Source organism: Streptomyces sp. NPDC002104 (assembly GCF_053593795.1).
Genome location: NZ_JBSFDF010000079.1, coordinates 1 through 23,285, shown reverse-complemented (window position 1 = coordinate 23,285; position 23,285 = coordinate 1). Strand labels below are relative to the sequence as shown.

Here is a 23,285-nt window from a genome sequence, read left to right as displayed (position 1 = left end):
ATTGAGCTACAGGGGATTGCTGCGTTGCACCGAACAGCCCACCTCCGGCCTTGGCCAGGGGGCGAGCGCCCGTTGCGAGTCATAGATTAGCGCAATCCGCGCCCCAGCCGCACGGACGTCCGCGCCCCCACTCCCCCGCTCCCTGCTCCCCCCTCCCTGCTCCCCGCTCCCCGCTCAGGCAAGGGCGAGCAAGTCCCGGTACTCCTCGCTCCACAGGTCCTCTTCGCCGTCCGGCAGCAGCAGGACCCGGTCGGGACGCAGCGCGTCGAGGGCGCCCTCGTCGTGGGTGACCATGACGATCGCACCCGGATAGGTGTCCACGGCGGCCAGGACCTCGCCGCGGGATGCGGGGTCGAGGTTGTTCGTGGGCTCGTCCAGCAGCAGCACGTTGGCGCCGCTGTGCACGAGTGCGGCCAGGGCGAGCCGGGTCTTCTCCCCTCCCGAGAGCACCCCGGCCCGCTTGTCGGCGTCGTCGCCGCTGAAGAGGAACGCCCCGAGCACCCGGCGCACTTCGCCCTCCGCGAGGTGGGGCGCGGCCGCGGCGAGGTTCTCCCGCACCGTGCGGTCCGGGTCCAGGGTGTCGTGCTCCTGGGCGAAGTAGCCGATCCGCAGGCCGTGTCCGCGCACGACCCGGCCGGCGTCGGGCACCTCCTGTCCGGCGAGCAGCCTCAGCAGGGTGGTCTTCCCGGCGCCGTTGAGCCCGAGGACCACCAGCCGGCTGCCCCGGTCGACGGCCAGGTCCACCCCGGCCAGCACCCGGTGACCGCCGTAGGACTTGGCGAGGGAGACCGCACCCAGCGGAGTGCGCCCGCAGGGAGCGGGCTCGGGCAGCCGGATCCTGGCCGCCTTCTCCGTCCGGCGGACCGGCTCCAGACCGGCGAGCATCCGGTCGGCCCGCCGGGCCATGCTCCTGGCCACGACGGCGGTGGCCACCCGTGCCTTCATCCGGTCCGCCTGGGCGTGCAGGACGGCCGCCTTGCGCTCGGCGCCGGCCCGCTCGCGGGTGCGCCGGCGCTCATCGGCCTCCCGCTGCGCGAGATGGCCCTGCCAGCCGGTGTTGTACACGTCGACGGTCGTGCGCGGGGCGTCGAGGTGGAAGACCCGGTTGACGGTGTCGGCGAGCAGGGAGGTGTCATGGCTGATCAGCACCAGGCCGCCGGCATGCCCCTTCAGGAACGCGCGCAGCCAGGCCACGGAGTCGGCGTCCAGGTGATTGGTCGGCTCGTCGAGCAGCAGGGTGCCCTCATGGCCCGCGAACAGGATCCGGGCCAGCTCCACCCGGCGCCGCTGCCCACCGGACAGCTCCCCGACGGCCCGGTCCAAGACCTGGCCCGGCAGCCCGAGCCCGGCGGCCACGCGAGCCGCCTCCGCCTCGGCGGCGTACCCGCCACGGGCCAGGAACTCCGCCTCGGCGCGCGCGTAGCCATCCATCGCGGCGTCCAGGCCCTCCCCTCCCGCCATGGCCGCCTCGGCGGCGCGCAGCGCACGTACGGCCCGGTCCAGACCGCGGGCGGACAGGATCCGGTCGGTGACGGTGACCGCGGGATCGGCGGCGCGGGAGTCCTGCGCCAGGTACCCGACCGGCGCGGTACGGGCAACGTCCCCGGCCGCGGGCTTCGCCGCCCCGGCCAGGACGTTCATCAGGCTGGTCTTGCCGGCGCCGTTGCGGCCGACGAGGCCGATCCGGTCGCCGGGGGCGACGGTGAAGGAGATGTCGGACAGCAGCAGACGGGCGCCTGCGCGCACGTCGACACCACGAACGGTGATCATGGGATAACGCTCCGAGACAGCAGAAGGACACACGGGTGACGTGGAAGTGGGTCCTGAAGCTAGGAAACTCGGGGCGCGGACATACCACCCAAGCTAACGGAGAGCCCCCGCGTCCCGCACGCCCATTTCTCCGCCCCGGCCCTACGGGGCGGGGAGCCGGGTACGGGTGAGGGGGTGCACCCCGGACGGATCCGGGATGCACCCCCTCAGCGAAGGAACGGCAGCGGCTACGCGCCGCGCAGCACCGCGCCCGTGCGCTCGCCCGCCAGGGCGACCGCCGCGTCACGGGCCGCCGTGGACTCCTCGGCGGTCAGCGTCCGGTCGGCCGCGCGGAAGCGCAGCGCGTACGCGAGGGACTTCTTGCCCTCACCCACCTGCTCGCCCTCGAACACGTCGAACAGCCGCAGGGACTCCAGCAGTTCACCGGCGCCCTTGTGCAGCGCGTCCTCGACGGCCGAAGCCGGCACCGACGCGTCCACGATCAGCGCGACGTCCTGGGTCGCCACCGGGAAGGAGGAGATCCGGGGCGCCTGGAGGGCCTCGCCGCCGGCCGCCGCGAGGCGGTCCAGGTCGAGCTCCATGGCGCTGGTGCGGGCCGGCAGGCCCATCGCCTTGACCACGCGCGGGTGCAGCTCACCGGCGTGGCCGATGACCGTCTCCACCCCGTCCAGGGTGACGAGCAGCTCGGCGCAGCGCCCCGGGTGCCAGGGGCCGTACTGGCCCTGGCGCACGACGAGCTCCGCACCGGCCTCGACGGCCAGCGAGCGCGCCGCCTGGACCGCGTCGGCCCAGTCGGCCGGACGGCCCTTGCCCCACCAGCCGGCCTGCTCGCGGGCCCCGGCCAGCACGACCGCGGCGTAGCGCGGCTGCGCGGGCAGGGCCGCGTTCAGGGTGGCGATCTCCTCGTCGGTGGGACGCCGGTCGACGCCGAGGCGTACGGCGACGCCCGGCTGCGCGGCGGCCCGGAAGACCGAGCCGGTCTCGAAGAGGGCGAGGTCGTGGCTGCCCCGGCTGTCGTTGCGGCGCAGCGCGCCGAGCAGACCCGGCAGCAGCGTGGTGCGCAGCGCCGGCTCCTCGTCGGAGATCGGGTTGACCAGCTTGACGACCTGGCGGGAGGCGTCGTGCGCGGACAGCTGGAGCTGGTCGAAGACGGCCTCGCCCAGGAACGGGTAGCTGAGCGCCTCGACGTAGCCCGCGCCGGCCAGCGCGCGGCCCACCCGGCGGTGCAGCTGCTGCCGCGCGGTCAGACCGCGGCCGGAGGGCACCTGCGGGAGGGTGGAGGGAAGGTTCCCGTAGCCCTCCAGCCGGATGACTTCCTCGGCGAGGTCGTTGGGCTCGGCGAGGTCGGGCCGCCACGAGGGCGCCGTGACGACGAGCTCGTCCTGGCCGTAGACGTCGCAGCCGACCTCCTGCAGGCGGCGTACGACGGTCTCCCGGCCGTACTCCATGCCCGCGACCTTGTCGGGGTGGTCCGCGCTCATCGCGATGGTGCGCGGGGCGCCCGGGGCGGTGAGCTCGGTGACGCCGGCCTCGGCGGTGCCGCCCGCGAGCAGCACGAGCAGGTCGACGGTGCGCTGCGCGGCAGCGGCGGCGGCCTGCGGGTCGACGCCGCGCTCGAAGCGCTTGGACGCCTCGGAGGACAGCTTGAGGCGGCGGGCGGTGCGCGAGATCGACACGGAGTCGAAGTGCGCGGCCTCCACGACCACGTCGGTGGTGCCGGTGACGGCGCCCGTCTCCGGGTCGGTGACGGAGTCGGCGATCTCGGTGTTGGCGCCGCCCATGACACCGGCGAGCCCGATCGGGCCGCTGTTGTCGGTGATCACCAGGTCCTCGGCGTCGAGCGTGCGCTTGACCCCGTCGAGGGTGGTGAACTTCTCGCCCTGCTCGGCGCGGCGGACGCCGATGGCGCCGTCGATCCGCGAGCGGTCGTAGGCGTGCAGCGGCTGGCCGAGTTCGAGCATCACGTAGTTGGTGATGTCGACGGCGAGCGAGATCGGGCGCATGCCCGCCTTCTGGAGGCGGCGCGTGAGCCAGATCGGGGAGCGCGCCTCGGGGTCGAGACCGGTCACCGTGCGCGCGGTGAAGCGGTCGCAGCCCTGCGGGTCGTCGATCTTGACGGCGTAGCCGTACGAGTTCGGCGCGGGCACGTCGAGCAGCGCCGGGTCGCGCAGCGGCAGGCCGTACGCGGTGGCGGCCTCGCGGGCCACACCGCGCATGGACATGCAGTAGCCGCGGTCCGGGGTGATGTCGATGTCGAGGACCTCGTCGACCAGCTCCAGGAGCTTGATCGCGTCGGTGCCGGCCTCGTGCTCGTGCGGCAGCACGATGATGCCGTGCGTGCCGTCGTCGCCCATGCCCAGCTCGTCGCCGGAGCAGATCATGCCGTGGGAGGTGCGGCCGTACGTCTCGCGCGCGGCGATCGCGAAGTCCCCGGGCAGCACCGCGCCCGGCAGGACCACGACGACCTTGTCGCCGACGGAGAAGTTCCGGGCGCCGCAGACGATCTCCTGCGGCGCGCCGGTGCCGTTGGCGCTGCCGACGTCGACCGTGCAGAAGCGGATCGGCTTGCGGAAGCCCTCGAGCTCCTCGATGGTCAGCACCTGGCCGACGACGAGCGGGCCCTTGAGCCCGCCGCCGAGCTGCTCGACGGTCTCGACCTCGAGGCCGGCGTCGACGAGCTTGGCCGCGACGTCGCGACCGGTTTCACCCGCGGGGAGGTCGACGTACTCCCGCAGCCAAGAAAGCGGGACCCGCATCAGATCTCCATCCCGAACGGCCGGGTGAAACGGATGTCACCCTCGACCATGTCTCGCATGTCTTCAACGTTGTGGCGGAACATCAGCATCCGCTCGATGCCGAAGCCGAAGGCGAACCCGCTGTACTTCTCCGGGTCGACGCCGCAGGCGGTGAGCACCTTCGGGTTGACCATGCCGCAGCCGCCGAGCTCGATCCAGCCCTCGCTGGAGCAGGTGCGGCACGGACGGTCGGGGTTGCCCACCGACTCGCCGCGGCACACGTAGCACTGCATGTCCATCTCGGCGGACGGCTCGGTGAAGGGGAAGAAGTGCGGGCGCAGGCGCGTGGTGGTGCCCTCGCCGAACAGCTCCTGGACCATGTGGTCCATGGTGCCCTTGAGGTCCGCCATGGTCAGGCCCTCGTCCACGGCGAGCAGCTCGACCTGGTGGAAGACCGGGGTGTGCGTCGCGTCGAGCTCGTCGGTGCGGTACACCCGCCCCGGGCACACGATGTAGACGGGGGGCTTGCGCTCCAGCAGCGAGCGCGCCTGCACCGGGGAGGTGTGGGTGCGCAGCACGACGCCGGACTCGTCGCCTTCGGTGCCCTCGGGGCCCTTGACGAAGAAGGTGTCCTGCATCTGGCGCGCGGGGTGGTCGGGCGTGAAGTTGAGGGCGTCGAAGTTGAACCACTCCGCCTCGACCTCGGGCCCCTCGGCGACCTCGTACCCCATGGCCACGAAGGTGTCCGCGATGCGGTCCATCAGCGTGGTCAGGGGGTGCCGGGCGCCGGCGGGCACGCGGTCGTAGGGCAGCGTGACGTCCACCGCCTCCTCGACCAGCACCCGCTCGTCGCGCTCGGCTTCGAGCGCGACCGTGCGGGCCCCGAACGCCTTGTTCACGGCGCCGCGGGCCTGGCCCACGAGCTTGCCCGCGGTGGCCTTGGCCTGCGGGGGCAGCGCGCCGATCTCTCGGTTGGCGAGCGCCAGGGGCGAGCGGTCGCCCATGTGCGCGGTCTTCGCCTCCCGAAGTTCGTCGAGGTCACCGGCGGAGGCGAAGGCGGCGAGCGCCTCGTCCCGCATGCGCTCGATCTCTTCCGGTTTCAGTGCCTCGACCTCGACAGGGTCGTACGACTTGTTCGGTGCCGACATCTCTTCCCGTACTTCCGATGGCTGGCTGGTGGTCCCCCGCGCGACGCGCAGGACGCGCTCGGCACTAGGACACAAAGGTGCCAAAGGTCGAGTCTAAAGGTCGCCGGGGGTGAAGGAGCCCGTGGGCCGCCTGGCGAGACGCTCCGCAGGTCTACTGCGTGAGGTATGCCGGGGCGCCGACGGGCAGGATAAATCGGAACTCGGCGCCGCCGCCGGGGCCGCGGCCGACCGTGATGGTGCCGCCGTGGGCTTCCACGATGCCCTTGACGATGTACAGGCCCAGGCCCGTGCCGCCGCGCTTGCTGCCCCGCCAGAAACGGGTGAAGACGCGCTTCATCGACTCTTCGGGGATACCAGGGCCTTCATCGGTCACGGTGACGGCGGTTCCCTTCTCGGTCTTCCCCGCGGCGTTCGCGAAGCTGGTCGGCGTCACGTCGATGGTGACGGTTCCCTCGCCGTGCCGCACCGCATTTTCCAGCAGGTTGCCGAGGATCTGGTCGATCTTGTCCGGGTCCGCCCACAGATCGGGCAGCGGGCGGCTCACGCTGACCAGGAACCGCTCCGGGGCCTGCCCGTTCGCGGTGAGCGCCTGGACGTGGCGTCCCACGGCCGTGGAGATGTCGACCGGCTGGCGGCGCACCTCCAGGCGGCCCGAGTCGATGCGGGAGATGTCCAGGAGCTCGGCGATGAGGCGGGTGACACGGTTCGCGTCGGCGTCGACGGTCTCCAGCATCAGGCGCTTCTGGTCGTCGGTGAACCGCTCCCACTTGGCGAGCAGCGTCGCCGTGAACCCCTTCACGGAGGTGAGGGGGGAGCGGAGCTCGTGCGCGACGGTGGCGATCAGCTCGGCGTGACTGCGCTCGGTGCGCCGCCGGGCCTCGGTGCCCCGCAGGGTGACCACGAGCCGGCGCACCGGGCCCTTGGGGTGGGTGCGCACGTACCGGGCGGAGACGAGCACCTCGCGGCCGCCGGGCAGCAGCAGGTTCCGCTCGGGCTGTCCGCTCCGGGTGGCGAGGCCGCCGTAGGGGTCGGTCAGCGCCCACCAGCGGCGGCCGTCGAGGTCCTCCAGCGGCAGGGCGCGCTCGATGCCGAGGCCCAGGGCCTCGCCCGCCACGAGGGCGGTGATCCGGGCGGCGGCGGAGTTGAAGCAGATGACCCGGCCGGTGGCGTCGGCGATCACGAGCCCGTCGGGCAGGTCGTCGGGGTCGATCCCGAGCGCGGCGTACGCGCCGGGCCCGTCCGTGTCCTCGGCGTCCTGAGCGTCCCGGGCTTCCCGGGCTTCCTGCGCGTCCAGCACGCCGTGCGCGGGCCGGGCGTGCGGGGGCGGGGGCGCGGCGGGGACTCCCTGGGGCTGCTGCACGGGCACCCGGGCGGCGGGCGCGGCCAGCTGGGACACGGTCGCCAGGACCGGTGCGCCGGGCGCCTTGGCGGCACCTGGCGAGCTGTTCGTACCGACGGTCATGTCCCCGTACCCCACATCTCCGAGTACCACAGTGGGCCCCCCGGGGCGTCACATTACTAGCTGGGGGTCACGGAGCGGCACCCTCCGGGCGCCCGCTGTGCACGCGCGGACGCGTAGAGGCACACCGCGGCGGCCGTGGCGAGGTTCAGGCTCTCGGCCTTTCCGTGGATCGGGACCCGTACGACGGCGTCGGCGAGCGCCCTCGTCTCCTCGGGCAGGCCCCAGGCTTCGTTGCCGAAGATCCAGGCCGAGGGGGTGCCCATGGTGCCCGCGTCGAGCTCGGCGTCGAGGTCGTCCGTGCCGGCCCCGTCGGCGGCGAGGATCCGCACGCCGGCCGCGCGCAGTCCCTCGACGGCCTGTTCCACGGGTACGCCGACGGCCACCGGGAGGTGGAAGAGGGAGCCCACGGAGGCGCGTACGGACTTGGGGTTGTACAGGTCCACGGAGGCGTCGGTCAGCACGACCGCGTCGGCTCCGGCGGCGTCCGCGCAGCGCAGCACCGTACCGGCGTTGCCGGGGTCGCGGACGTGCGCGAGGACGGCCACCAGCTGGGGCCGGGCCTTCAGGATCTCCTCGAAGGGGGAGTCCAGGAAGTGGCAGACGCCGACCAGGCCCTGCGGGGTGACGGTCTGCGAGACCTCCGCGAGCACCTCGTCGGAGGCGTAGTGGACGCGGGCCCCGGCGCCGTACGCGGCCTCGACGATGTCGGCGTAGCGCTCGGCGGCCTCCACGGTCGCGAACAGCTCGATCAGCGTGGACTCGCCCCCGGGGCCGCGGTGTTCCACGGCCTCGCGCACGGCCTGCGGGCCCTCGGCGATGAAGCGGCGCTCCTTGGTGCGGAAATTGCGTCGCGCCAGGCGCCTGGCGGCGGCCACCCGGGTGGACCGGGGGGAGATCAGCTCGGCGGGGGTGCCCATGGCGGTCGGCTCGCTTCCGTACGTACAGCGGGTGGAACTCAGCGGAACTCAGCGGAACTCGGTCGAAATCCGTGATCAACGCACCGGACCCGCAGGCGCGTGGCCTGCGGGTCCGGGCAAGTTACTGCAGCCTTTGAGGGCGTGCTGCTCAGGCAGCGACCTTCGGGGCGTTGACGTCGGCCGGGAGGGCCTTCTGCGCGACCTCGACCAGCGCGGCGAACGCGTTGGCGTCGTTGACGGCCAGCTCGGCGAGGATCTTGCGGTCCACCTCGATGTTGGCGGCGTTCAGACCCTGGATGAGGCGGTTGTACGTCATGCCGTTCTGGCGGGCAGCGGCGTTGATGCGCTGGATCCACAGCCGACGGAAGTCGCCCTTGCGCTTCTTGCGGTCGTTGAAGTTGTAGACCAGGGAGTGGGTGACCTGCTCCTTGGCCTTGCGGTACAGGCGCGAACGCTGACCGCGGTAGCCCTTGGCCGCTTCGAGGATTGCCCGGCGCTTCTTGTGCGCGTTTACTGCCCGCTTGACGCGTGCCACTTTGTACTCCTTGTAGCGGGGCCGTGGATGACTTCACACGGCCCGAATTCGATGGGGTCCCGGTCTTGACGTGCTCCCGCTCCCGGAAGGGGAGCGGAGGACGTCACTTGCCGAGAAGCTTCTTGATCTTCGCGGCGTCGCCGGGGGCCATCTCCGCGGTGCCGGTCAGGCGGCGGGTGACACGGGACGACTTGTGCTCGAGCAGGTGGCGCTTGCCGGCGCGCTCGCGGAGCACCTTGCCGGAGCCGGTGATCTTGAAGCGCTTCTTGGTCCCGGAGTGCGTCTTGTTCTTCGGCATAGCGCCGTTATCTCCTCGTCGGTGGCGCCCCCACCGGCCCTGGTGGGGGCCGGCTCACGGGAGCGTCATGTTGTATCGGTGATCCGAGACGGGCTGCCTCGGAATCAGGCCTGGGCCGATGCCTCGTCCGAGGCGGCTGCCTCGTCGGTGGCGGCCTCGTCCGCGTCGGCCGCTTCGTCGGAAGCGTCCTCCGCGTCCACGTCCTCGGCTTCGAGTGCGGCGTTCTCGGCCTCGAGCGCGGCGTCGGCGGCCTGGGCCTCGTCACCACTCTCGTCGCTGACCGCAACACCCTGGCGCTCGGCCTTGCGGGCGGCCTGCGCCTCGCGGGCTTCGGCCATCGCCTCGGTCTTCTTCTTGTGCGGACCGAGAACCATGATCATGTTTCGGCCGTCCTGCTTCGGGTTCGACTCGATGAAGCCGAGCTCTTCGACGTCCGAAGCGAGACGCTGCAGCAGTCGGTAGCCGAGTTCCGGCCTGGACTGCTCGCGACCACGGAACATGATCGTGATCTTGACCTTGTCGCCCTGCTTGAGGAACCGAACGACGTGACCCTTCTTGGTGTCATAGTCGTGCGGGTCGATCTTCGGCCGGAGCTTCATTTCCTTGATGACCGTGTGCGCCTGGTTCTTGCGCGCCTCACGGGCCTTCATGGCCGACTCGTACTTGAACTTGCCGTAGTCCATGAGCTTGCAGACCGGCGGGCGTGCGGACGCCGCGACCTCGACCAGGTCGAGGTCGTACTCCTGCGCGAGCTCGAGCGCCTTGGCAAGCGGCACGATGCCGACCTGCTCGCCACTCGGGCCGACGAGTCGTACCTCGGGAACGCGAATCCGGTCGTTGATGCGGGGCTCGGTGCTGATGGATCCTCCTCGGTAGCACCACACGGCTGCCTGGAGGGCAGTCGCTGACGTTTTTCCGTCAGACCGACCGCGGCGGGACAATGCAAAAAGCCCCGCCGGGCACAGACGAGGGCTCCAATACAACCGGAGCACCGTCGCGTGCGAACCGCGGGGCGCAAAATCGGGCAGCTTTCCATCGTCCGTACGGAACGATGGATACCACCTGACCGGTGACCCGCCTCCCGTGAGGGCGGCTGGGTGGGAGAATCGGAGCCTCCACTTGTGGGCCGGGCACATAAGTGTCCGGCCGGTCGAAGTACATACTAGCACCCGCGTTGCAAGCCCGCCGCACGGCATATCGTGGGGCACATGACTGACGCGACGCCCTCCGGTTCCCCCTCCGGATCCCCTGAATCCCCGGCCGCCCCCGACTACGACGACCTGACCCGCGACATCGCGGACGTGCCGGCCGTCGAGGTCATCACCACGGTGGCCGTCCACCTGCTCAGCGCGGCGGCGGTCAACCTCGGCCTGGACAAGCCCGACTCCGAGTACAAGGACCTCGACGAGGCCCGCAAGCTGATCACCGCCCTCGCCGGGCTGGTCACCGCGAGCGCCACCGAGATCAGCTCCTTCCACGCCGCCCCGCTGCGCGACGGCCTGAAGTCCCTCCAGCTGGCCTTCCGCGAGGCCTCGCTGGTGCAGGACGAGCCGGGGCAGGGCCCGGGCGAGAAGTACACGGGTCCCGTGTACGCGTAACACCGCAAGCAGGAAGCAGGAAGGGCGCCTCCCGATGCCGGGAGGCGCCCTTTTCCGTATCCGGGGTCAGCGCGTGAAGAGCGGCTCGCCGGGCGGGACCGGGGCCCCTTCCGGGAGCAGCGCCAGGTCCAGTCCGCCCACGAGGCGTGCCCGCAGGGTCTCGTCGGCCGCCAGGGCCTCGGCCACCCGGCGGGCCGCCGCCGCGGCCTGCGGGCCGGCCGCCAGCACGATCGCCAGGGTTCCGTCGGCGTCCGCGCCGCCCGGGCCCAGGTGGGCGCCGAGCACGGCCGGTTCGGCGCTCACGACGGCCCGTACGGCCTCGCGCACGGCGGGGTCGGCGAGCGGGCCGGCGTCCGTGCGGCCCTCGGCGAGCGCGCGCAGCGCGGGGCCCGCGAGCTGGTACGGGACCGGGCCGGACAGGTCGAGGACGATGGTGTCGGCCTTCTCGTGCGCGGCGGCGGCCAGCGCCTGGTGCAGCGGCACCGCGACCGGGCGGGCGGCCGGGTCCCACAGCGCCAGCGAGGCGATGGAGGTGAAGGCGGGCAGCGCCCGCCGGTCCCCCGCCCGCAGGGTGGGCACGGCCATGTCGCTGGTCTTCTCGCGCTTGAGTCCGGTCTCGGGGTCGGTCTCGACCTCGCCGAGGACCGCGACGACGGGGACCAGCAGGCGGGCGTCCTTCAGGGCCGCCAGCACCTCCGGCTCCTTGGCTCTGTCCTCGGCCCAGGCGGCCAGGGCCGCGCTCAGCCGGGGGTCGGCGGAGCCGTTGTCGTCGGAGAAACCGGGGTCCGGAATGTTTTTGTTCGCCACAGTTCCCCGAGCCTATCCCGCGTCGGGATCCCGCCGTCCGGCCCGGGGCCGCCGGGCCAGTACGCCGGCCGCCACGAGCAGGGCCAGCCCGGCGGGTGCGCCCACCGGGATCCCGAAGCGGGCCCAGAGCCCGGGGTCGGGCACCGGGTCGGGGCCGGCGCCGAAGTAGGGGCGCGCGGCCGCGACGGGTGCGGGCAGCACCGGTTCGGGGGTGATCCCGTCGGCCGCCAGGAGGGCGGCGGCCGGGTCCACCAGGCCGAAGCCGCGGGAGTCGTCGCGGCCGCCCGGCGGGGAGTCGGAGGCGGTGTCCTCCAGCAGGTTCTTGATCTGGGCCGGGGAGAAGTCGGGGTGGGCGGCCTTGACCAGGGCGACGGCGCCGGAGACGAAGGCGGAGGCGACGCTGGTGCCCCAGCCGTTGTAGTAGTCGCGGTCGGGGGCCGCTATGACCACGTTGACGCCCGGGGCGCTGACGGTGGCGTACCAGCTGCGGGTGGAGAAGGGCGCCTTCTTGTTCTTCTGGTCGACGGCCGTGACGGCGATGACCCCGGGGTAGGCGGCCGGGTACGAGATGCGGTCCCCGTCCTTGCCGCCGTTGCCGGCGGAGGCGACGACGACCACGCCCTTGGCCAGCGCGTACTGGACGGCCTCGTCCTCGGTCGCCTCGTGATGGGCGGACACGCTGTCGTCGCCGAGCGAGAGGTTGATCACGTCGGCGCCGTGGTCGACGGCCCAGCGGATGCCCTCGGCGAGGGCGCCGCCCTTGGACTGGCGGGCCTGTTCGCGGTCCGGGTCCTTCTCCTCCAGGATCACCCGCACCGGGAGGATCTTGGCCTGCGGGGCGATGCCCTTGATGCCCCCGCGGCCCTGGGAGCCGTGGCCGCGCCCCGCGATGGTCGCCGCCATGGCCGTGCCGTGCTGGGCCCAGGTCTTGTCGCCCGGTACCGCCCCCACACCGACGAGGTCGATGCCCTCCAGGACCTGGCCCGCCAGGTCCGGGTGGGTGGGGTCGACCCCGGTGTCGAGGACGGCCACGGTGACCCCGTTGCCCTGGGTGGTGCCCCAGGCCTCCTCGGCGCGCAGGGCCTGCAGTGCCCACTGCTGGTCACGGACGGCGTCGGCGGCGGCCGGCGGCGCCGCGGTGACGGCGAACAGCGCTCCGAGGGCGAGGGCGGCCGGGAGCAGGGTGCGGCGGGTCATCGGCCGGCCTCCGGGTCCTGCGAGGAATCCTGCGGTGTCTGCGGCGTCTGCGACGCGTCCGGATTCTGCGAGGCCCGCGGGGCGGGCGGCCTGCCCGACTGGGCGGCCACGAGGGTGTGCACGATGTCTTCCATCAGGCCGCCGAGGGCCTTGGACTCGTAGCCGAGACCGGCCTTCGCCACGCGTCCCCTGTCGTCCGCGGACATCTTGTCCTCGGCGGGGCTGGGCGTGTTGAGGCGGCGGCCGTCGGCGAAGGCGGTGACGGAGTAGACGACGACCGGGGCCTCGGCCAGCACGGTGGCGGTCCACGCGCCGCGGCGGTTGTCGGGGAATCCGTAGCCGGTCGGGGCGGTCAGCCGGCCGCGCAGGGACTCCATGGTGGCGGCGTCGGCGGGGGTGAAGACCATGCCGACGGTGATCAGGGAGCTGCGGGTGGCGTCCGTGTAGGTGGCGCGGACCACGCGGGTGCACCCGGTCTCGGCGAACAGGGCCCGCCAGTCGGCGCCGAGCGCCTCGGCGCAGCCCGCGTCGGCGGGGGCGGTGATCCGGGTCCACCTGCGGTCGGCGCCGCCCGGCCCGGCGCCGTGGCCGTCGAGGGCGAGCGGGAACAGGGTGTCGGCCGGGGTGGTGTGCCAGAGGGACTCCGCCTTGCGGTACGCGACGGCGGGGTCGACCGGCCGCTGCGCGGCCCGGTGTTCGGAGACGGCCTTGTAGCCGGCGGCGCCGGTGAGGGTGAGGCCGAGGAGGCCGCACAGGGCGGCGGCGAAGACCCTTCCCGGGCGCCGCAGAGGCGGTATCGGGTCGTAGTCGGGCGCGGTCTGGACCCCGCCGTGCGGTGTGGACGTACTCATCCGGCGGCTCAGCCCCCCGTTCCCGTCGGCTGCCTGCCCATACTTTACGCGCCCGTCAGTGCTGGAATGCCGGCCGGGGAATAGCAACTGTAAACAGATGCGAACGGCAGTCTCAAGATCCGGAAGGGGCATGCGGCGGTCGATACCGAGATGTGACCGCGGCGCGCTTCCCGGCCCCTGACCTGGCCGGGCGTCCGGCGGCCTCCGCGAACCCCCTACCCACGAGTACAGCCATCTGGCAGGCTGCCGCCCATGAACTCCCCCGCCGCCGACCGGGCCCGTTACGACCGGGCCACCGCCCATCTCGACGCTCCGCTCGCCCTCGTGGATCTCGACGCGTTCGACGCGAACGCCGACGATCTCGTGCGTCGTGCCGGCGGGAAGCCGGTCCGGGTGGCGAGCAAGTCCGTACGGTGCCGTGCGCTGCTCGAACGGGTCCTCGCCCGGCCCGGGTTCGCCGGCATCATGTCCTACACCCTCGCCGAGTCGATCTGGCTGGCGCGCTCCGGCTTCGAGGACGTCCTGCTCGCCTACCCCTCCGCCGACCGGGCCGGCTTCGCCGAGCTCGCCGCCGATCCGAAGCTGGCCGGCGCGGTCACCGTGATGATCGACGACCTCGCGCAGCTGGACCTCGTGGACCGGGCCCGCGACGGCGGCGCCCAGGAGATCCGGGTCTGCCTGGAACTGGACACCGCCCTGCACCTCTTCGGCGGCCGGGTCCGCGTCGGCGCCCGCCGCTCCCCGCTGCGCGAGCCCGCCCAGCTCGCCGCGCTGGCCCGCGCGGTGAGCGCCCGGCCCGGCTTCCGGGTGGTCGGGCTGATGGGGTACGAGGGCCACGTGGCCGGGGTCGGCGACTCCCTCGCGGGGCGTCCGCTGAGGTCGCGCGCCATCCGGCTGATGCAGGGCACGGCCCGCAAGGAGCTGGCCGCCCGCCGGGCCGAGGCCGTACGGGCCGTGCGCGCGGTGGTCCCGGACCTGGAGTTCGTCAACGGCGGCGGGACCGGCAGCGTCCAGCAGACCGCCGCCGAGGACGCCGTCACGGAGATCGCCGCCGGGTCGGGGCTCTACGTACCGCGGCTGTTCGACAACTACACCTCGTTCAGCGGCCGCCCGGCGGCGCTCTTCGCCCAGCCCGTGGTCCGCCGGCCCGGGGTCGGGGTGGTCACGGTGCTCGGTGGCGGGTACCCGGCCTCCGGCGCGCCCGGTCCGGACCGGCTGCCGGTCCCGTACCTCCCCGAGGGGCTGCGCTACGACGCGCAGGAGGGGGCCGGCGAGGTGCAGACCCCGCTGCTCGGCAGCCCGGCCGACGATCTGCTGATCGGCGACCGGGTCTGGTTCCGGCACGCGAAGGCCGGTGAACTGTGCGAGCGCTTCGACACCCTGCACCTGGTCCAGGGCGACCGGGTGACGGCCACCGCTCCGACCTACCGGGGTGAGGGCCGCACCTTCCTCTGAGCCCGCGGCCGGTCAGAAGACGGAGTCCGTCTGGTCCGGGACGACGCTGGTGTCGCCCCGGAGCACGGGCCCCGGGGTGCCGTCGCGGCCGGTGAAGCCGGTGGTCGCGCACGGGTACGGCGTGGCCTTCTGCTTCTTGGGCTGGATGAACATCGGGTTCACGATCCACTTGCCGTCGCTGTTGTCGTACGCGCGGCACATCAGCTCGTTCTTGTTGCGGTTCAGCACGAGCCGCAGCGCGGTCGCGTCCCGCAGGAACGAGACGTCGGTGTCGGAGTCGCCCGCCGCGAACACCTGGCGGCGGGCGGCCGGCTGGACCTTCTCGGCCGCGGCGCCGCGGACCTTGAAGATCTCCTTGTTGATCCAGCAGCGCTTGCCGTCGATGTACGTGATCATCGTGTCGGCGCCGTCCGCGACGGCCCCGCAGCCCTGCAGGTGGGAGGTGAACTTCCCGCCGTACGTGGTGGTGTTGCGGATGCCGATGACGTGCCGGGCGTCGATGCCCACGCCCTGGGCCCACACCTCGACGACCGGCTGCGGCGAGGCCGAGCTGATCCAGACGTCGAAGCCGGCCTTCTGCAGGGCGGCGATGAGCTCCTTCTGCTCCTCGTAGTAGCGCACCCAGCCGGTGGCGGTGGTGGTGCTGCCGACCTGCTGCTTGGCGTCGACCGGGGCGGCCAGGTTCTCGGCGCGGGCGGCGGCCGCGAAGCCGCGGATCTCGCGCGCGGTCCAGCCCTGCATGAGCTGCGGCAGCCAGGAGTAACCGGGTTCGGTCGTACGGCGGTCCCAGCCGGCGAAGGCGGGGGCACCCGCGCGGGTGGCGGCGGTGCCGTAGACGGCGTTGATCTCGTCGGCGCAGCCGGCTCCCCCGGGGGTACCGGTGGGCAGCGGGGCGCCGGGCCCGGCCAGGGTCCCGCAGGCCTCGGCCAGGGCCTGGGCGGCGGCCGGGGTGAGGAAGCGGCTGGTGGTGGTCCAGTCGCCCCCGGCGGGCTGGCGGATCTTGCCGTTGCGCAGCAGCCAGAACATCTGCGCGTCGCCCACGTCGTTCTTGACGACGGTGTTGTCCCAGTCGAAGACCGCGACGGGCTTGTCTCGGCCCGGCCGGTACGGGTTGCACCGGCCGTGGTCCTCGATGAGCTGCTGGAGCCGGGCCCGGTTGGTCCCGTACCAGTCCGCCTTGAGCTGGGGGGTCGTGCAGTGGCCGCCGGGGTGGGCCTGGGCGGCGGGGGCGGCGGGGGCGGCGGCCACGAGGGTGCCGGCGGCTATCGCGACGGCGGCGCACACGGCCTGGAGCCGCCGCGTGGAGGTGGGTCGGGTCACTGAACTGGGTTCTCCTGGTTCTTCTGGTTCTTCTGGTTCTTCTTCAAGATCGTCCCGGACGGTGGAGCACGACAGCCGGGCGTCGTGCGACGCCCGGCTGTCGGGTGGGTGGTGCGGAGACGCAGGTGGGGAGAGGAGTCCTAGAGAGGAGTGACGTACGCGCCGGAGATCCCGCCGTCGACCAGGAAGTCGGTGGCGTTGATGAAGGAGGAGTCGTCGCTCGCGAGGAAGGCGACGGCGGCGGCGATCTCGGTGGGCTCGGCGAACCGGCCCAGCGGGATGTGCACGATCCGGCGGGCCGCGCGCTCCGGGTCCTTGGCGAACAGCTCCTGCAGGAGCGGGGTGTTGACGGGCCCCGGGCAGAGCGCGTTGACGCGGATGCCCTCGCGGGCGAACTGCACGCCGAGCTCGCGGGACATGGCGAGCACGCCGCCCTTGGAGGCGGTGTAGGAGATCTGCGAGGTGGCGGCGCCCATCCGGGCCACGAAGGAGGCGGTGTTGATGATGGAACCCCGGCCCTGGCGCTGCATGTAGGGCAGGGCGGCCTTGCAGCAGAGGTAGACGGAGGTGAGGTTGACGTCCTGGACCCGCTTCCAGGCCTCCAGGCCGGTGGTGAGGATCGAGTCGTCGTCCGGGGGCGAGATGCCGGCGTTGTTGAAGGCGATGTCCACGGAGCCGTAGGTGTCGAAGGCGGTCTTGAACAGGGCCTCGACCTCCTCCGGGCTGGTGACGTCGACCTTGACGAAGGTGCCGCCGACCTCCTCGGCGGCGGCCTTGCCCGCGGTCTCGTCGATGTCGCCGCAGACGACGTTGGCGCCTTCGGAGGCCAGCCGGCGGGCGGTGGCCAGGCCGATGCCGCTGCCGGCTCCGGTGATGACGGCGGTACGCCCCACCAGACGGCGGCAGACGATCTCTTCGGTGGAGCCGGTGGTGCCGGTGGAGCCGGTGGAATCGATGCTCATGTGGTTCAGGCCTCCGTGCTGATGAAGACGTTCTTGGTCTCGGTGAAAGCGGTGAGGGCGTCGGGTCCGAGCTCGCGCCCGAGTCCCGACTGCTTGTAGCCGCCGAAGGGGGTCCAGTAGCGGACGCTGCTGTGGGAGTTGACCGACAGGTTGCCCGCGGCGACGGCGCGCGAGACGCGCAGCGCGCGGCCCACGTCACGGGTCCACAGGGAGCCGGCGAGGCCGTAGTCGGTGGCGTTGGCCAGCCGTACGGCGTCCTCCTCGTCCTCGAAGGGCAGGACGACGGCGACCGGTCCGAAGACCTCCTCGGTGGCGATGGCGGCGGTGGGGTCGACGCCGGTGACGAGGGTCGGGGGGTACCAGAAGCCGGGGCCCTCGGGGGCGGTGCCGCGGACGACGGTGAGGTCGTCGGTGACGTAGGACCGTACGCGCTCCAGCTGCACCCGCGAGATCAGCGGCCCGAGCTGCGTGTTCTCGTCGTACGGGTCCCCGACGACCACCTTCTCCACGGCGGGGACGAGCAGTTCCATGAACCGGTCGTACGCGGAGCGCTGTACGAGGATCCGCGTACGGGCGCAGCAGTCCTGCCCCGTGTTGTCCAGGAAGGACATCGGGGCCGAGGCCGCCGCCGCCTCCAGGTCCGCGTCGGCGAAGACGATGTTCGGGTTCTTGCCGCCGAGTTCGAGGGTGAGGCGCTTCACCCGGTCGGCGCACTTGGCCATGATCCGCTTGCCGATCCGGGTGGAGCCGGTGAACACGATCTTGGCCACCCCCGGGTGCTCGACGAGGGCGTCCCCCGCCACCTCGCCCCGGCCGGGCAGCACCTGGAGCAGGTGCTCGGGCAGTCCCGCCTCCAGGGCGAGCTCGGCGAGGCGCAGCGCGGTGAGCGGGGTGGTCTCGGCGGGTTTGAGGATGACCGCGTTGCCGGCGGCCAGTGCCGGGGCGAGGCCCCAGGCGGCGATCGGCATGGGGAAGTTCCACGGCGCGATCACGCCGATGACGCCGAGGGGTTCGAGGAAGGTGACGTCGATGCCGCCGGCGACGGGGATCTGCCGGCCGGAGAGCCGCTCCACTCCCCCGGCGGCGAAGTCGAGCACGTCACGGACGTTGCCGGCTTCCCAGCGGGCGTTGCCCAGGGTGTGGCCCGCCTCCCGGACCTCCAGCAGTGCCAGTTCCTCGATGTGCCCGTCGACGACCGCGGCGAAGCGGCGCAGCAGCCTGGCCCGGTCGGCGGGCGCGGCCGCCGCCCAGGCGCGCTGGGCGGCGGTGGCCCGTACGACGGCGGCGTCGACGTCGTCCCGTGTGGCGGCCGGGACGACGGCGACGAGTTCCTCGGTGGCCGGATTCAAGACTTCCAGCGCATCGGACACGTGGTGGCCTTTCGAACGTTCGGGTGCGGTGGGTGCGGTGGGTCTGCTAACGCGGTGGGGCTGGTCCTGCGGGTGGGGCCGGTCCTGCGGGCGGAGCTGGTCCTGCGGCGGGCCCGACGGCCTAGAGGCGTTCGAAGGAGCGGCGCAGCTCCCAGTCGGTCACGGCGGAGTCGTACGCGTCCAGCTCGACGCGGGCCATGTTCCGGTAGTGGGTGACGACCTCCGGGCCGAAGGCGGCCTTGGCGATCTCGCTGTTCTCCCAGAGCTCGGCGGCATCGCGCAAGGTGGTGGGGACGTGCGCGAAGTCGGCCGTGTAGGCGTTCCCGGCGCAGGGCTCGGGCAGCTCCAGGCGGTTCTCGATGCCGTAGATCCCGGCCGCGACCAGGCCGGCGACGGCGAGGTAGGGGTTGACGTCGCCGCCGGGCAGGCGGTTCTCGAAGCGCATGGAGCGGCCGTGGCCGACCACCCGCAGCGCGCAGGTCCGGTTGTCCACGCCCCAGGCGACGGCGGTCGGCGCGAAGGATCCCGGCCGGAAACGCTTGTAGGAGTTGATGTTGGGGGCGTAGAGAAGGGAGAAGTCGCGCAGTGCGGCGAGCTGGCCGGCCAGGAAGTGGCGCATCACGGGTGACATTCCGCCGTGGTCGTGCGCGTCCGGCCCCTCACCGGCCATCGCGTTGCGTCCGTCGGCGTCGGAGAGCGAGAGGTGGATGTGACAGGAATTGCCCTCGCGCTCGTCGTACTTGGCCATGAAGGTGAGCGAGACGCCCTCCTGGGCGGCGATCTCCTTGGCCCCCGTCTTGTAGACGGAGTGCTGGTCACAGGTGGTCAGCGCCTCGTCGTAGCGGAAGACGATCTCGTGCTGGCCGAGGTTGCACTCGCCCTTGGCCGACTCCACGACCAGGCCGGCGGCCTGCATCTCGTTGCGGATGCGGCGCAGCAGGGGCTCGACGCGGCCGGTCCCGAGGATGGAGTAGTCGGTGTTGTACTGGTTGGCGGGGGTCAGGGCGCGGTAGTCGGAGTTCCAGGCCTGCTCGTAGGTGTCCAGGAAGACCATGAACTCCAGCTCGGTGCCCACCATCGCGGTGTACCCGAGTTCGCCGAGGCGCTCCAGCTGGCGGCGCAGGATCTGCCGGGGCGCGGCGACCACGGGCGAGCCGTCGTTCCAGGCGAGGTCGGCGAGGACGAAGGCGCTGCCCGGGTTCCAGGGGATCCGGCGCAGGGTGGCGAGGTCGGGGTGCATGGCGAAGTCGCCGTAGCCCCGCTCCCAGGAGGACATCTCGTACCCGTCGACGGTGTTCATCTCCGTGTCGACGGCGAGGAGGTAGTTGCAGCCCTCGGTGCCGTGCTGGAGGACCTCGTCGAGGAAGAACTGTGCGGCGAACCGCTTGCCCTGGAGGCGTCCCTGCATGTCGGGGAAGGCCAGGACCACTGTGTCGATTTCACCGCTGGCGACGAGAACGCGTAGTTCCTCGGTCGAAAGCGGCGGCTTGCGGTCTACCACGGGATTTTCTCCTTCGGTGAGCCGAGGGGGCCTAAGGTATTGAATAGAACCATTGCTTGGGAAGGGGAGGCGGCGAGATGACCGATACGGCGAGCGAGGACGAGGCCGCCCGGCGGCTCAATCCCGTACTGCGGCAGGTGCGGGCGGGCAACGGTTTCGAGGAGGCGCTGGAGCAGATCCTCCAGGTGGTCCGGCTCGGACTGGTACCGGGCGGGGAACGGCTGCCGCCGGAGCGCGAGTTGGCCGAGCGGATGGGGATCAGCCGGGTGACGCTCCGGGAGGTGCTGCGGGTGCTCCAGGACCAGGGCCTGGTGGAGGCCCGGCGCGGACGGTACGGCGGAACGTTTGTCCTGCCCCGCCCCGACACGCCGGCCGGGGGCACCGAGGAGGAGCTGCGCCGCCGGGTCGCGGGCGTGGACATCGAGGACGTGCTGCGCTTCCGCGAGGTCCTGGAGGTGGGAGCGGCCGGCCTGTGCGCCTCCCAGGGACTGTCCGAGCGGGACACCGACCGGCTGCTCGGCGCCCTGACCGCCACCCACGACGCCCCGCTGCCCGACTACCGCCGCCAGGACACCCTCTTCCACCTCACCCTGTGCGAACTCGCCGGATCCGCCACCCTGACGGCCCAGTACGCGGCCGTCCGGGCCACCGTGAACGACCTGCTGGACTGCATTCCGCTGCTGGTGCGCAACCTGGAGCACTCGCAGCAGCAGCACAGCACCCTGGTGGAGGCGGTGCTGGACCGGGACCCGGAGGCGGCCCGCGAGGTGATGCGCGAGCACTGCTGCGGCACGGCGGCGCTGCTGCGGGGCTTCCTGACCTGAACCGGCCCGCGCGCGCCCGCCCCTTCGGCCGAGAGGCTTTCGTAACCCCCGTTTAACGCAGGGGTCTTGCGCCCGCCACGCCCGAGCGGCAAAGGTACGCCCCACAACCATTGCCCTAGGCAGGAGCGCACATGGCCGACGACACCGGCGCACGGCTCGCAGCCGTACCCGAAACCGCACAGTCCCCCGAGGACGCCACCGACGGCTACCTGGAGCGCCGCACCCTGCGCCGCGGCAGCGCGGGCTGGCTGCTGCTGACCGGCCTCGGCGTCGCGTACGTGGTCTCCGGCGACTTCTCCGGCTGGAACATCGGCCTCGCACAGGGCGGGTTCGGCGGCCTCGCCATCGCCACCGTCCTGATGGGCGCGATGTACGCGTGCCTGGTCTACTCCCTCGCCGAGCTGTCGGCGATCCTGCCCACCGCGGGCGGCGGTTACGGGTTCGCCCGCCGGGCGCTCGGCACCTGGGGCGGCTTCCTCACCGGCACCGCGATCCTCATCGAGTACATCCTCGCCCCGGCCGCCATCGCCATCTTCATCGGCGACTACGTGGAGTCCCTCAACCTCTTCGGCCTCACCTCGGGCTGGCCCGTCTACCTCGCCTGCTTCGCCGTCTTCATCGGCATCCACCTCTGGGGCGTGGGCGAAGCCCTCAGCTTCTCCCTGGTCGTCACCGCCATAGCCGTGATCGCCCTGGTGGTCTTCGCCGTGGGTGCCTTCACCCAGTTCGACCCCGCCAACCTCGACAACATCGCCGTCGACTCCACCGCGGCCGGCGCGAGCTCCTGGCTGCCGCTGGGCATCCTGGGCATCTGGGCCGCCTTCCCCTTCGGCATGTGGTTCTTCCTGGGCGTCGAGGGCGTGCCGCTGGCCGCCGAGGAGGCCAAGGACCCGGTCCGCTCCGTACCGCGCGCCCTGTCGATCTCCATGGGCGTCCTCGTCCTCCTGGCCCTGGTCACCTTCCTCGCCTCGACCGGCGCCCGCGGCGCCGACGCCATCAAGGACGCGGGCAACCCGCTGGTGGTGGCCCTGGAGGGCGACCCCGGCCTCTCCTGGCTGAAGACCTTCGTCAACTACGCCGGTCTCGCCGGCCTGGTGGCCTCCTTCTTCTCCCTCATCTACGCCGGCTCCCGCCAGCTCTTCGCCCTCTCCCGGGCGGGCTACCTCCCGCGTTTCCTCTCCCTGACCTCGAAGCGCAAGGCCCCGTACCTGGGCCTGCTCATCCCCGGCGCCATCGGTTTCGCACTCGCCGCCGCCACCGGCAACGGCCCGCGCATGCTGAACATGGCGGTCTTCGGCGCAACCATCAGCTACGCCCTGATGGCCCTCTCCCACATCGTGCTGCGGCGCCGCGAGCCCGGCCTGGAGCGCCCGTACCGCACCCCGGGCGGCATCGCGACCTCCACGGTGGCCTTCGTCCTCGCCCTCTCGGCCCTGGTCGCCACCTTCCTGGTGGACAAGGACGCGGCATTCATCGCCCTGGCCGTGTACGCCGTCGCCCTCGCCTACTTTGCCTTCTACAGTCGCCACCACCTGGTGGCCTCCGCCCCGGAGGAGGAGTTCGCGGCGCTCGCGGAAGCGGAAGCCGAACTCTCCCGCGACTGACGCCCCTCCTCCTCTCCCACTCCTCCCGGAGGTCCGCCCGTGCCCAGGCCGCTCATCGGCATCACCACCTACGTCGAGAAGTCCACCCGCTACGGAGTGTGGGACGTCCCCACGGCCCTCGTCCCGACCGGGTACTACGAGCTCGTCCAGGCCTCGGGCGGCGCCGCCGTCCTGCTCCCGCCGGACGAACCGGAGGCGGCGCCGGAGGTGCTCGGCCGGCTGGACGGCCTGGTCGTCGCGGGCGGCCCGGACGTGGACCCGGTCCGGTACGGGGCCGCGCGCGATCCCCGCACCGGACCGGCGGCGACCCAGCGCGACGCGTGGGAACTCTCCCTGATCTCGGCCGCCCTGGCCTCCGGCACCCCCCTCCTCGGCATCTGCCGGGGCATGCAGGCGCTGAACGTGGCCCTGGGCGGCACCCTGATCCAGCACATCGACGGCCACGTACTGAGCCCCGGCGTGGTCTCCTGGCACCCGGTCACCCCGGTCCCCGGCACCCTGTACGCGGCCCTGGTCCCGGAGGAGGCGGAGGTCCCCACCTACCACCACCAGGCCGTGGACCGCCTGGGCCGCGGCCTGATCCCCTCCTCCCACGCCGCGGACGGCACGGTGGAATCCATCGAACTCCCCGACGCCCCCTGGACCCTGGGCGTCCAATGGCACCCGGAACTGGACAAGGACACCCGCGTCATGTCGGCCCTGATCACGGCGGCGGGCGCGTGAGACACAGGGTCCGGGGCCTGGGCTTCCGGCCCGGCCGGGGTCTGCCTTTCAAGCCGCCCGTCGTTTGAGCACCGGGCTCCGGGGCGCAGCCCCACGGGGTCCGGGGCGCAGCCCGGGGAGCGGGACCATGGGATCAGGTCAGACGGTGGCGGTGTTCGGCGCGTACGGGCACACCGGCCGGTTCGTGGTGGCGGAGCTGGTGGAGCGC

Annotated in this window: 20 protein-coding genes; 5 read left to right on the top strand and 15 right to left on the bottom strand. The window is 72.4% G+C overall.

The genetic code is table 11. The features are described 5' to 3' along the window. Window positions 1–174: 174 nt before the first annotated feature. The 8 genes from ACWCP2_RS36185 to infC form a co-directional block, all read right to left on the bottom strand. Entirely contained in the window at window positions 175–1,770 is a 1,596-nt protein-coding gene (locus ACWCP2_RS36185; protein ID WP_450912779.1) for an ABC-F family ATP-binding cassette domain-containing protein, read from the bottom strand. A gap of 227 nt (window positions 1,771–1,997) precedes the next feature. Next, a complete protein-coding gene (gene pheT / locus ACWCP2_RS36180) occupies window positions 1,998–4,526 on the bottom strand; it encodes a phenylalanine--tRNA ligase subunit beta (protein ID WP_450912778.1) in 2,529 nt (842 codons plus the stop codon). Further along, window positions 4,526–5,653 carry a phenylalanine--tRNA ligase subunit alpha gene (gene pheS, locus ACWCP2_RS36175; protein ID WP_450912777.1) on the bottom strand — a complete coding sequence of 376 codons (1,128 nt, stop codon included), beginning with the start codon at window positions 5,651–5,653 and terminating at the stop codon, window positions 4,526–4,528. The genes pheT and pheS overlap by 1 nt, the downstream gene beginning before the upstream one ends. Before the next feature lie 151 nt (window positions 5,654–5,804). Beyond that, window positions 5,805–7,115 (bottom strand): ATP-binding protein, encoded by a 1,311-nt coding sequence (locus tag ACWCP2_RS36170; RefSeq protein WP_450912776.1) that lies wholly within the window; start codon window positions 7,113–7,115, stop codon window positions 5,805–5,807. Between the two features lie 56 nt (window positions 7,116–7,171). Continuing rightward, window positions 7,172–8,032: a TrmH family RNA methyltransferase gene (locus ACWCP2_RS36165; protein WP_450912775.1), complete on the bottom strand. Its 861-nt coding sequence runs from the start codon at window positions 8,030–8,032 to the stop codon at window positions 7,172–7,174. A gap of 148 nt (window positions 8,033–8,180) precedes the next feature. Beyond that, complete coding sequence (rplT, locus tag ACWCP2_RS36160; RefSeq protein WP_214948116.1) at window positions 8,181–8,567, bottom strand: 50S ribosomal protein L20; 387 nt, start codon at window positions 8,565–8,567, stop codon at window positions 8,181–8,183. A 103-nt stretch (window positions 8,568–8,670) separates the two neighbouring features. After that, window positions 8,671–8,865, bottom strand: coding sequence for a 50S ribosomal protein L35 (gene rpmI / locus ACWCP2_RS36155; RefSeq protein ID WP_030157249.1), 195 nt, complete (start codon window positions 8,863–8,865; stop codon window positions 8,671–8,673). A gap of 104 nt (window positions 8,866–8,969) precedes the next feature. Further along, complete coding sequence (gene infC, locus ACWCP2_RS36150; protein ID WP_450912774.1) at window positions 8,970–9,749, bottom strand: translation initiation factor IF-3; 780 nt, start codon at window positions 9,747–9,749, stop codon at window positions 8,970–8,972. Between the two features lie 324 nt (window positions 9,750–10,073). Between infC and ACWCP2_RS36145 the strand changes: the two genes are divergently transcribed. After that, window positions 10,074–10,463 (top strand): DUF1844 domain-containing protein, encoded by a 390-nt coding sequence (locus tag ACWCP2_RS36145; protein WP_450912773.1) that lies wholly within the window; start codon window positions 10,074–10,076, stop codon window positions 10,461–10,463. 66 nt (window positions 10,464–10,529) lie between these two features. Here ACWCP2_RS36145 and ACWCP2_RS36140 read toward each other — a convergent pair whose 3' ends face one another. Genes ACWCP2_RS36140 through ACWCP2_RS36130 form a run of 3 tightly spaced genes read right to left on the bottom strand, consistent with a single transcriptional unit; the run spans window position 10,530 to window position 13,318 of the window. After that, window positions 10,530–11,270, bottom strand: coding sequence for an SseB family protein (locus ACWCP2_RS36140; RefSeq protein ID WP_450912772.1), 741 nt, complete (start codon window positions 11,268–11,270; stop codon window positions 10,530–10,532). Between the two features lie 12 nt (window positions 11,271–11,282). Beyond that, entirely contained in the window at window positions 11,283–12,467 is a 1,185-nt protein-coding gene (gene mycP, locus ACWCP2_RS36135) for a type VII secretion-associated serine protease mycosin (RefSeq protein ID WP_450912771.1), read from the bottom strand. Next, window positions 12,464–13,318 (bottom strand): hypothetical protein, encoded by an 855-nt coding sequence (locus ACWCP2_RS36130; protein ID WP_450912770.1) that lies wholly within the window; start codon window positions 13,316–13,318, stop codon window positions 12,464–12,466. The genes mycP and ACWCP2_RS36130 overlap by 4 nt, the downstream gene beginning before the upstream one ends. Before the next feature lie 252 nt (window positions 13,319–13,570). Here ACWCP2_RS36130 and ACWCP2_RS36125 point away from each other — a divergent pair, with 252 nt between their 5' ends. Continuing rightward, window positions 13,571–14,773, top strand: a complete 1,203-nt coding sequence (locus ACWCP2_RS36125) for an amino acid deaminase/aldolase (RefSeq protein WP_450912769.1) — start codon at window positions 13,571–13,573, stop codon at window positions 14,771–14,773. A 12-nt stretch (window positions 14,774–14,785) separates the two neighbouring features. On the opposite strand, the gene ACWCP2_RS36120 is transcribed toward ACWCP2_RS36125, so the two are convergent. The 4 genes from ACWCP2_RS36120 to ACWCP2_RS36105 form a co-directional block, all read right to left on the bottom strand. Next, entirely contained in the window at window positions 14,786–16,093 is a 1,308-nt protein-coding gene (locus ACWCP2_RS36120) for a haloacid dehalogenase-like hydrolase (RefSeq protein ID WP_450912768.1), read from the bottom strand. Window positions 16,094–16,233: 140 nt separating this feature from the next. Further along, window positions 16,234–17,055 (bottom strand): 3-oxoacyl-ACP reductase, encoded by an 822-nt coding sequence (locus ACWCP2_RS36115; RefSeq protein WP_450912767.1) that lies wholly within the window; start codon window positions 17,053–17,055, stop codon window positions 16,234–16,236. Between the two features lie 5 nt (window positions 17,056–17,060). After that, window positions 17,061–18,425 (bottom strand): aldehyde dehydrogenase family protein, encoded by a 1,365-nt coding sequence (locus ACWCP2_RS36110; protein ID WP_450912766.1) that lies wholly within the window; start codon window positions 18,423–18,425, stop codon window positions 17,061–17,063. A gap of 121 nt (window positions 18,426–18,546) precedes the next feature. Next, a complete protein-coding gene (locus tag ACWCP2_RS36105; protein WP_450912765.1) occupies window positions 18,547–19,926 on the bottom strand; it encodes a glutamine synthetase family protein in 1,380 nt (459 codons plus the stop codon). A gap of 77 nt (window positions 19,927–20,003) precedes the next feature. Here ACWCP2_RS36105 and ACWCP2_RS36100 point away from each other — a divergent pair, with 77 nt between their 5' ends. From ACWCP2_RS36100 to ACWCP2_RS36090, 3 genes are all read left to right on the top strand, one after another. After that, the gene (locus ACWCP2_RS36100) at window positions 20,004–20,750 is read left to right on the top strand and encodes a FadR/GntR family transcriptional regulator (protein WP_450912764.1); all 747 of its coding nucleotides are present in this window, start codon (window positions 20,004–20,006) and stop codon (window positions 20,748–20,750) included. 131 nt (window positions 20,751–20,881) lie between these two features. Then, window positions 20,882–22,354: an ethanolamine permease gene (gene eat / locus ACWCP2_RS36095; protein WP_450912763.1), complete on the top strand. Its 1,473-nt coding sequence runs from the start codon at window positions 20,882–20,884 to the stop codon at window positions 22,352–22,354. A gap of 39 nt (window positions 22,355–22,393) precedes the next feature. Further along, the gene (locus ACWCP2_RS36090; protein WP_450912762.1) at window positions 22,394–23,077 is read left to right on the top strand and encodes a gamma-glutamyl-gamma-aminobutyrate hydrolase family protein; all 684 of its coding nucleotides are present in this window, start codon (window positions 22,394–22,396) and stop codon (window positions 23,075–23,077) included. Window positions 23,078–23,285 lie beyond the last annotated feature (208 nt).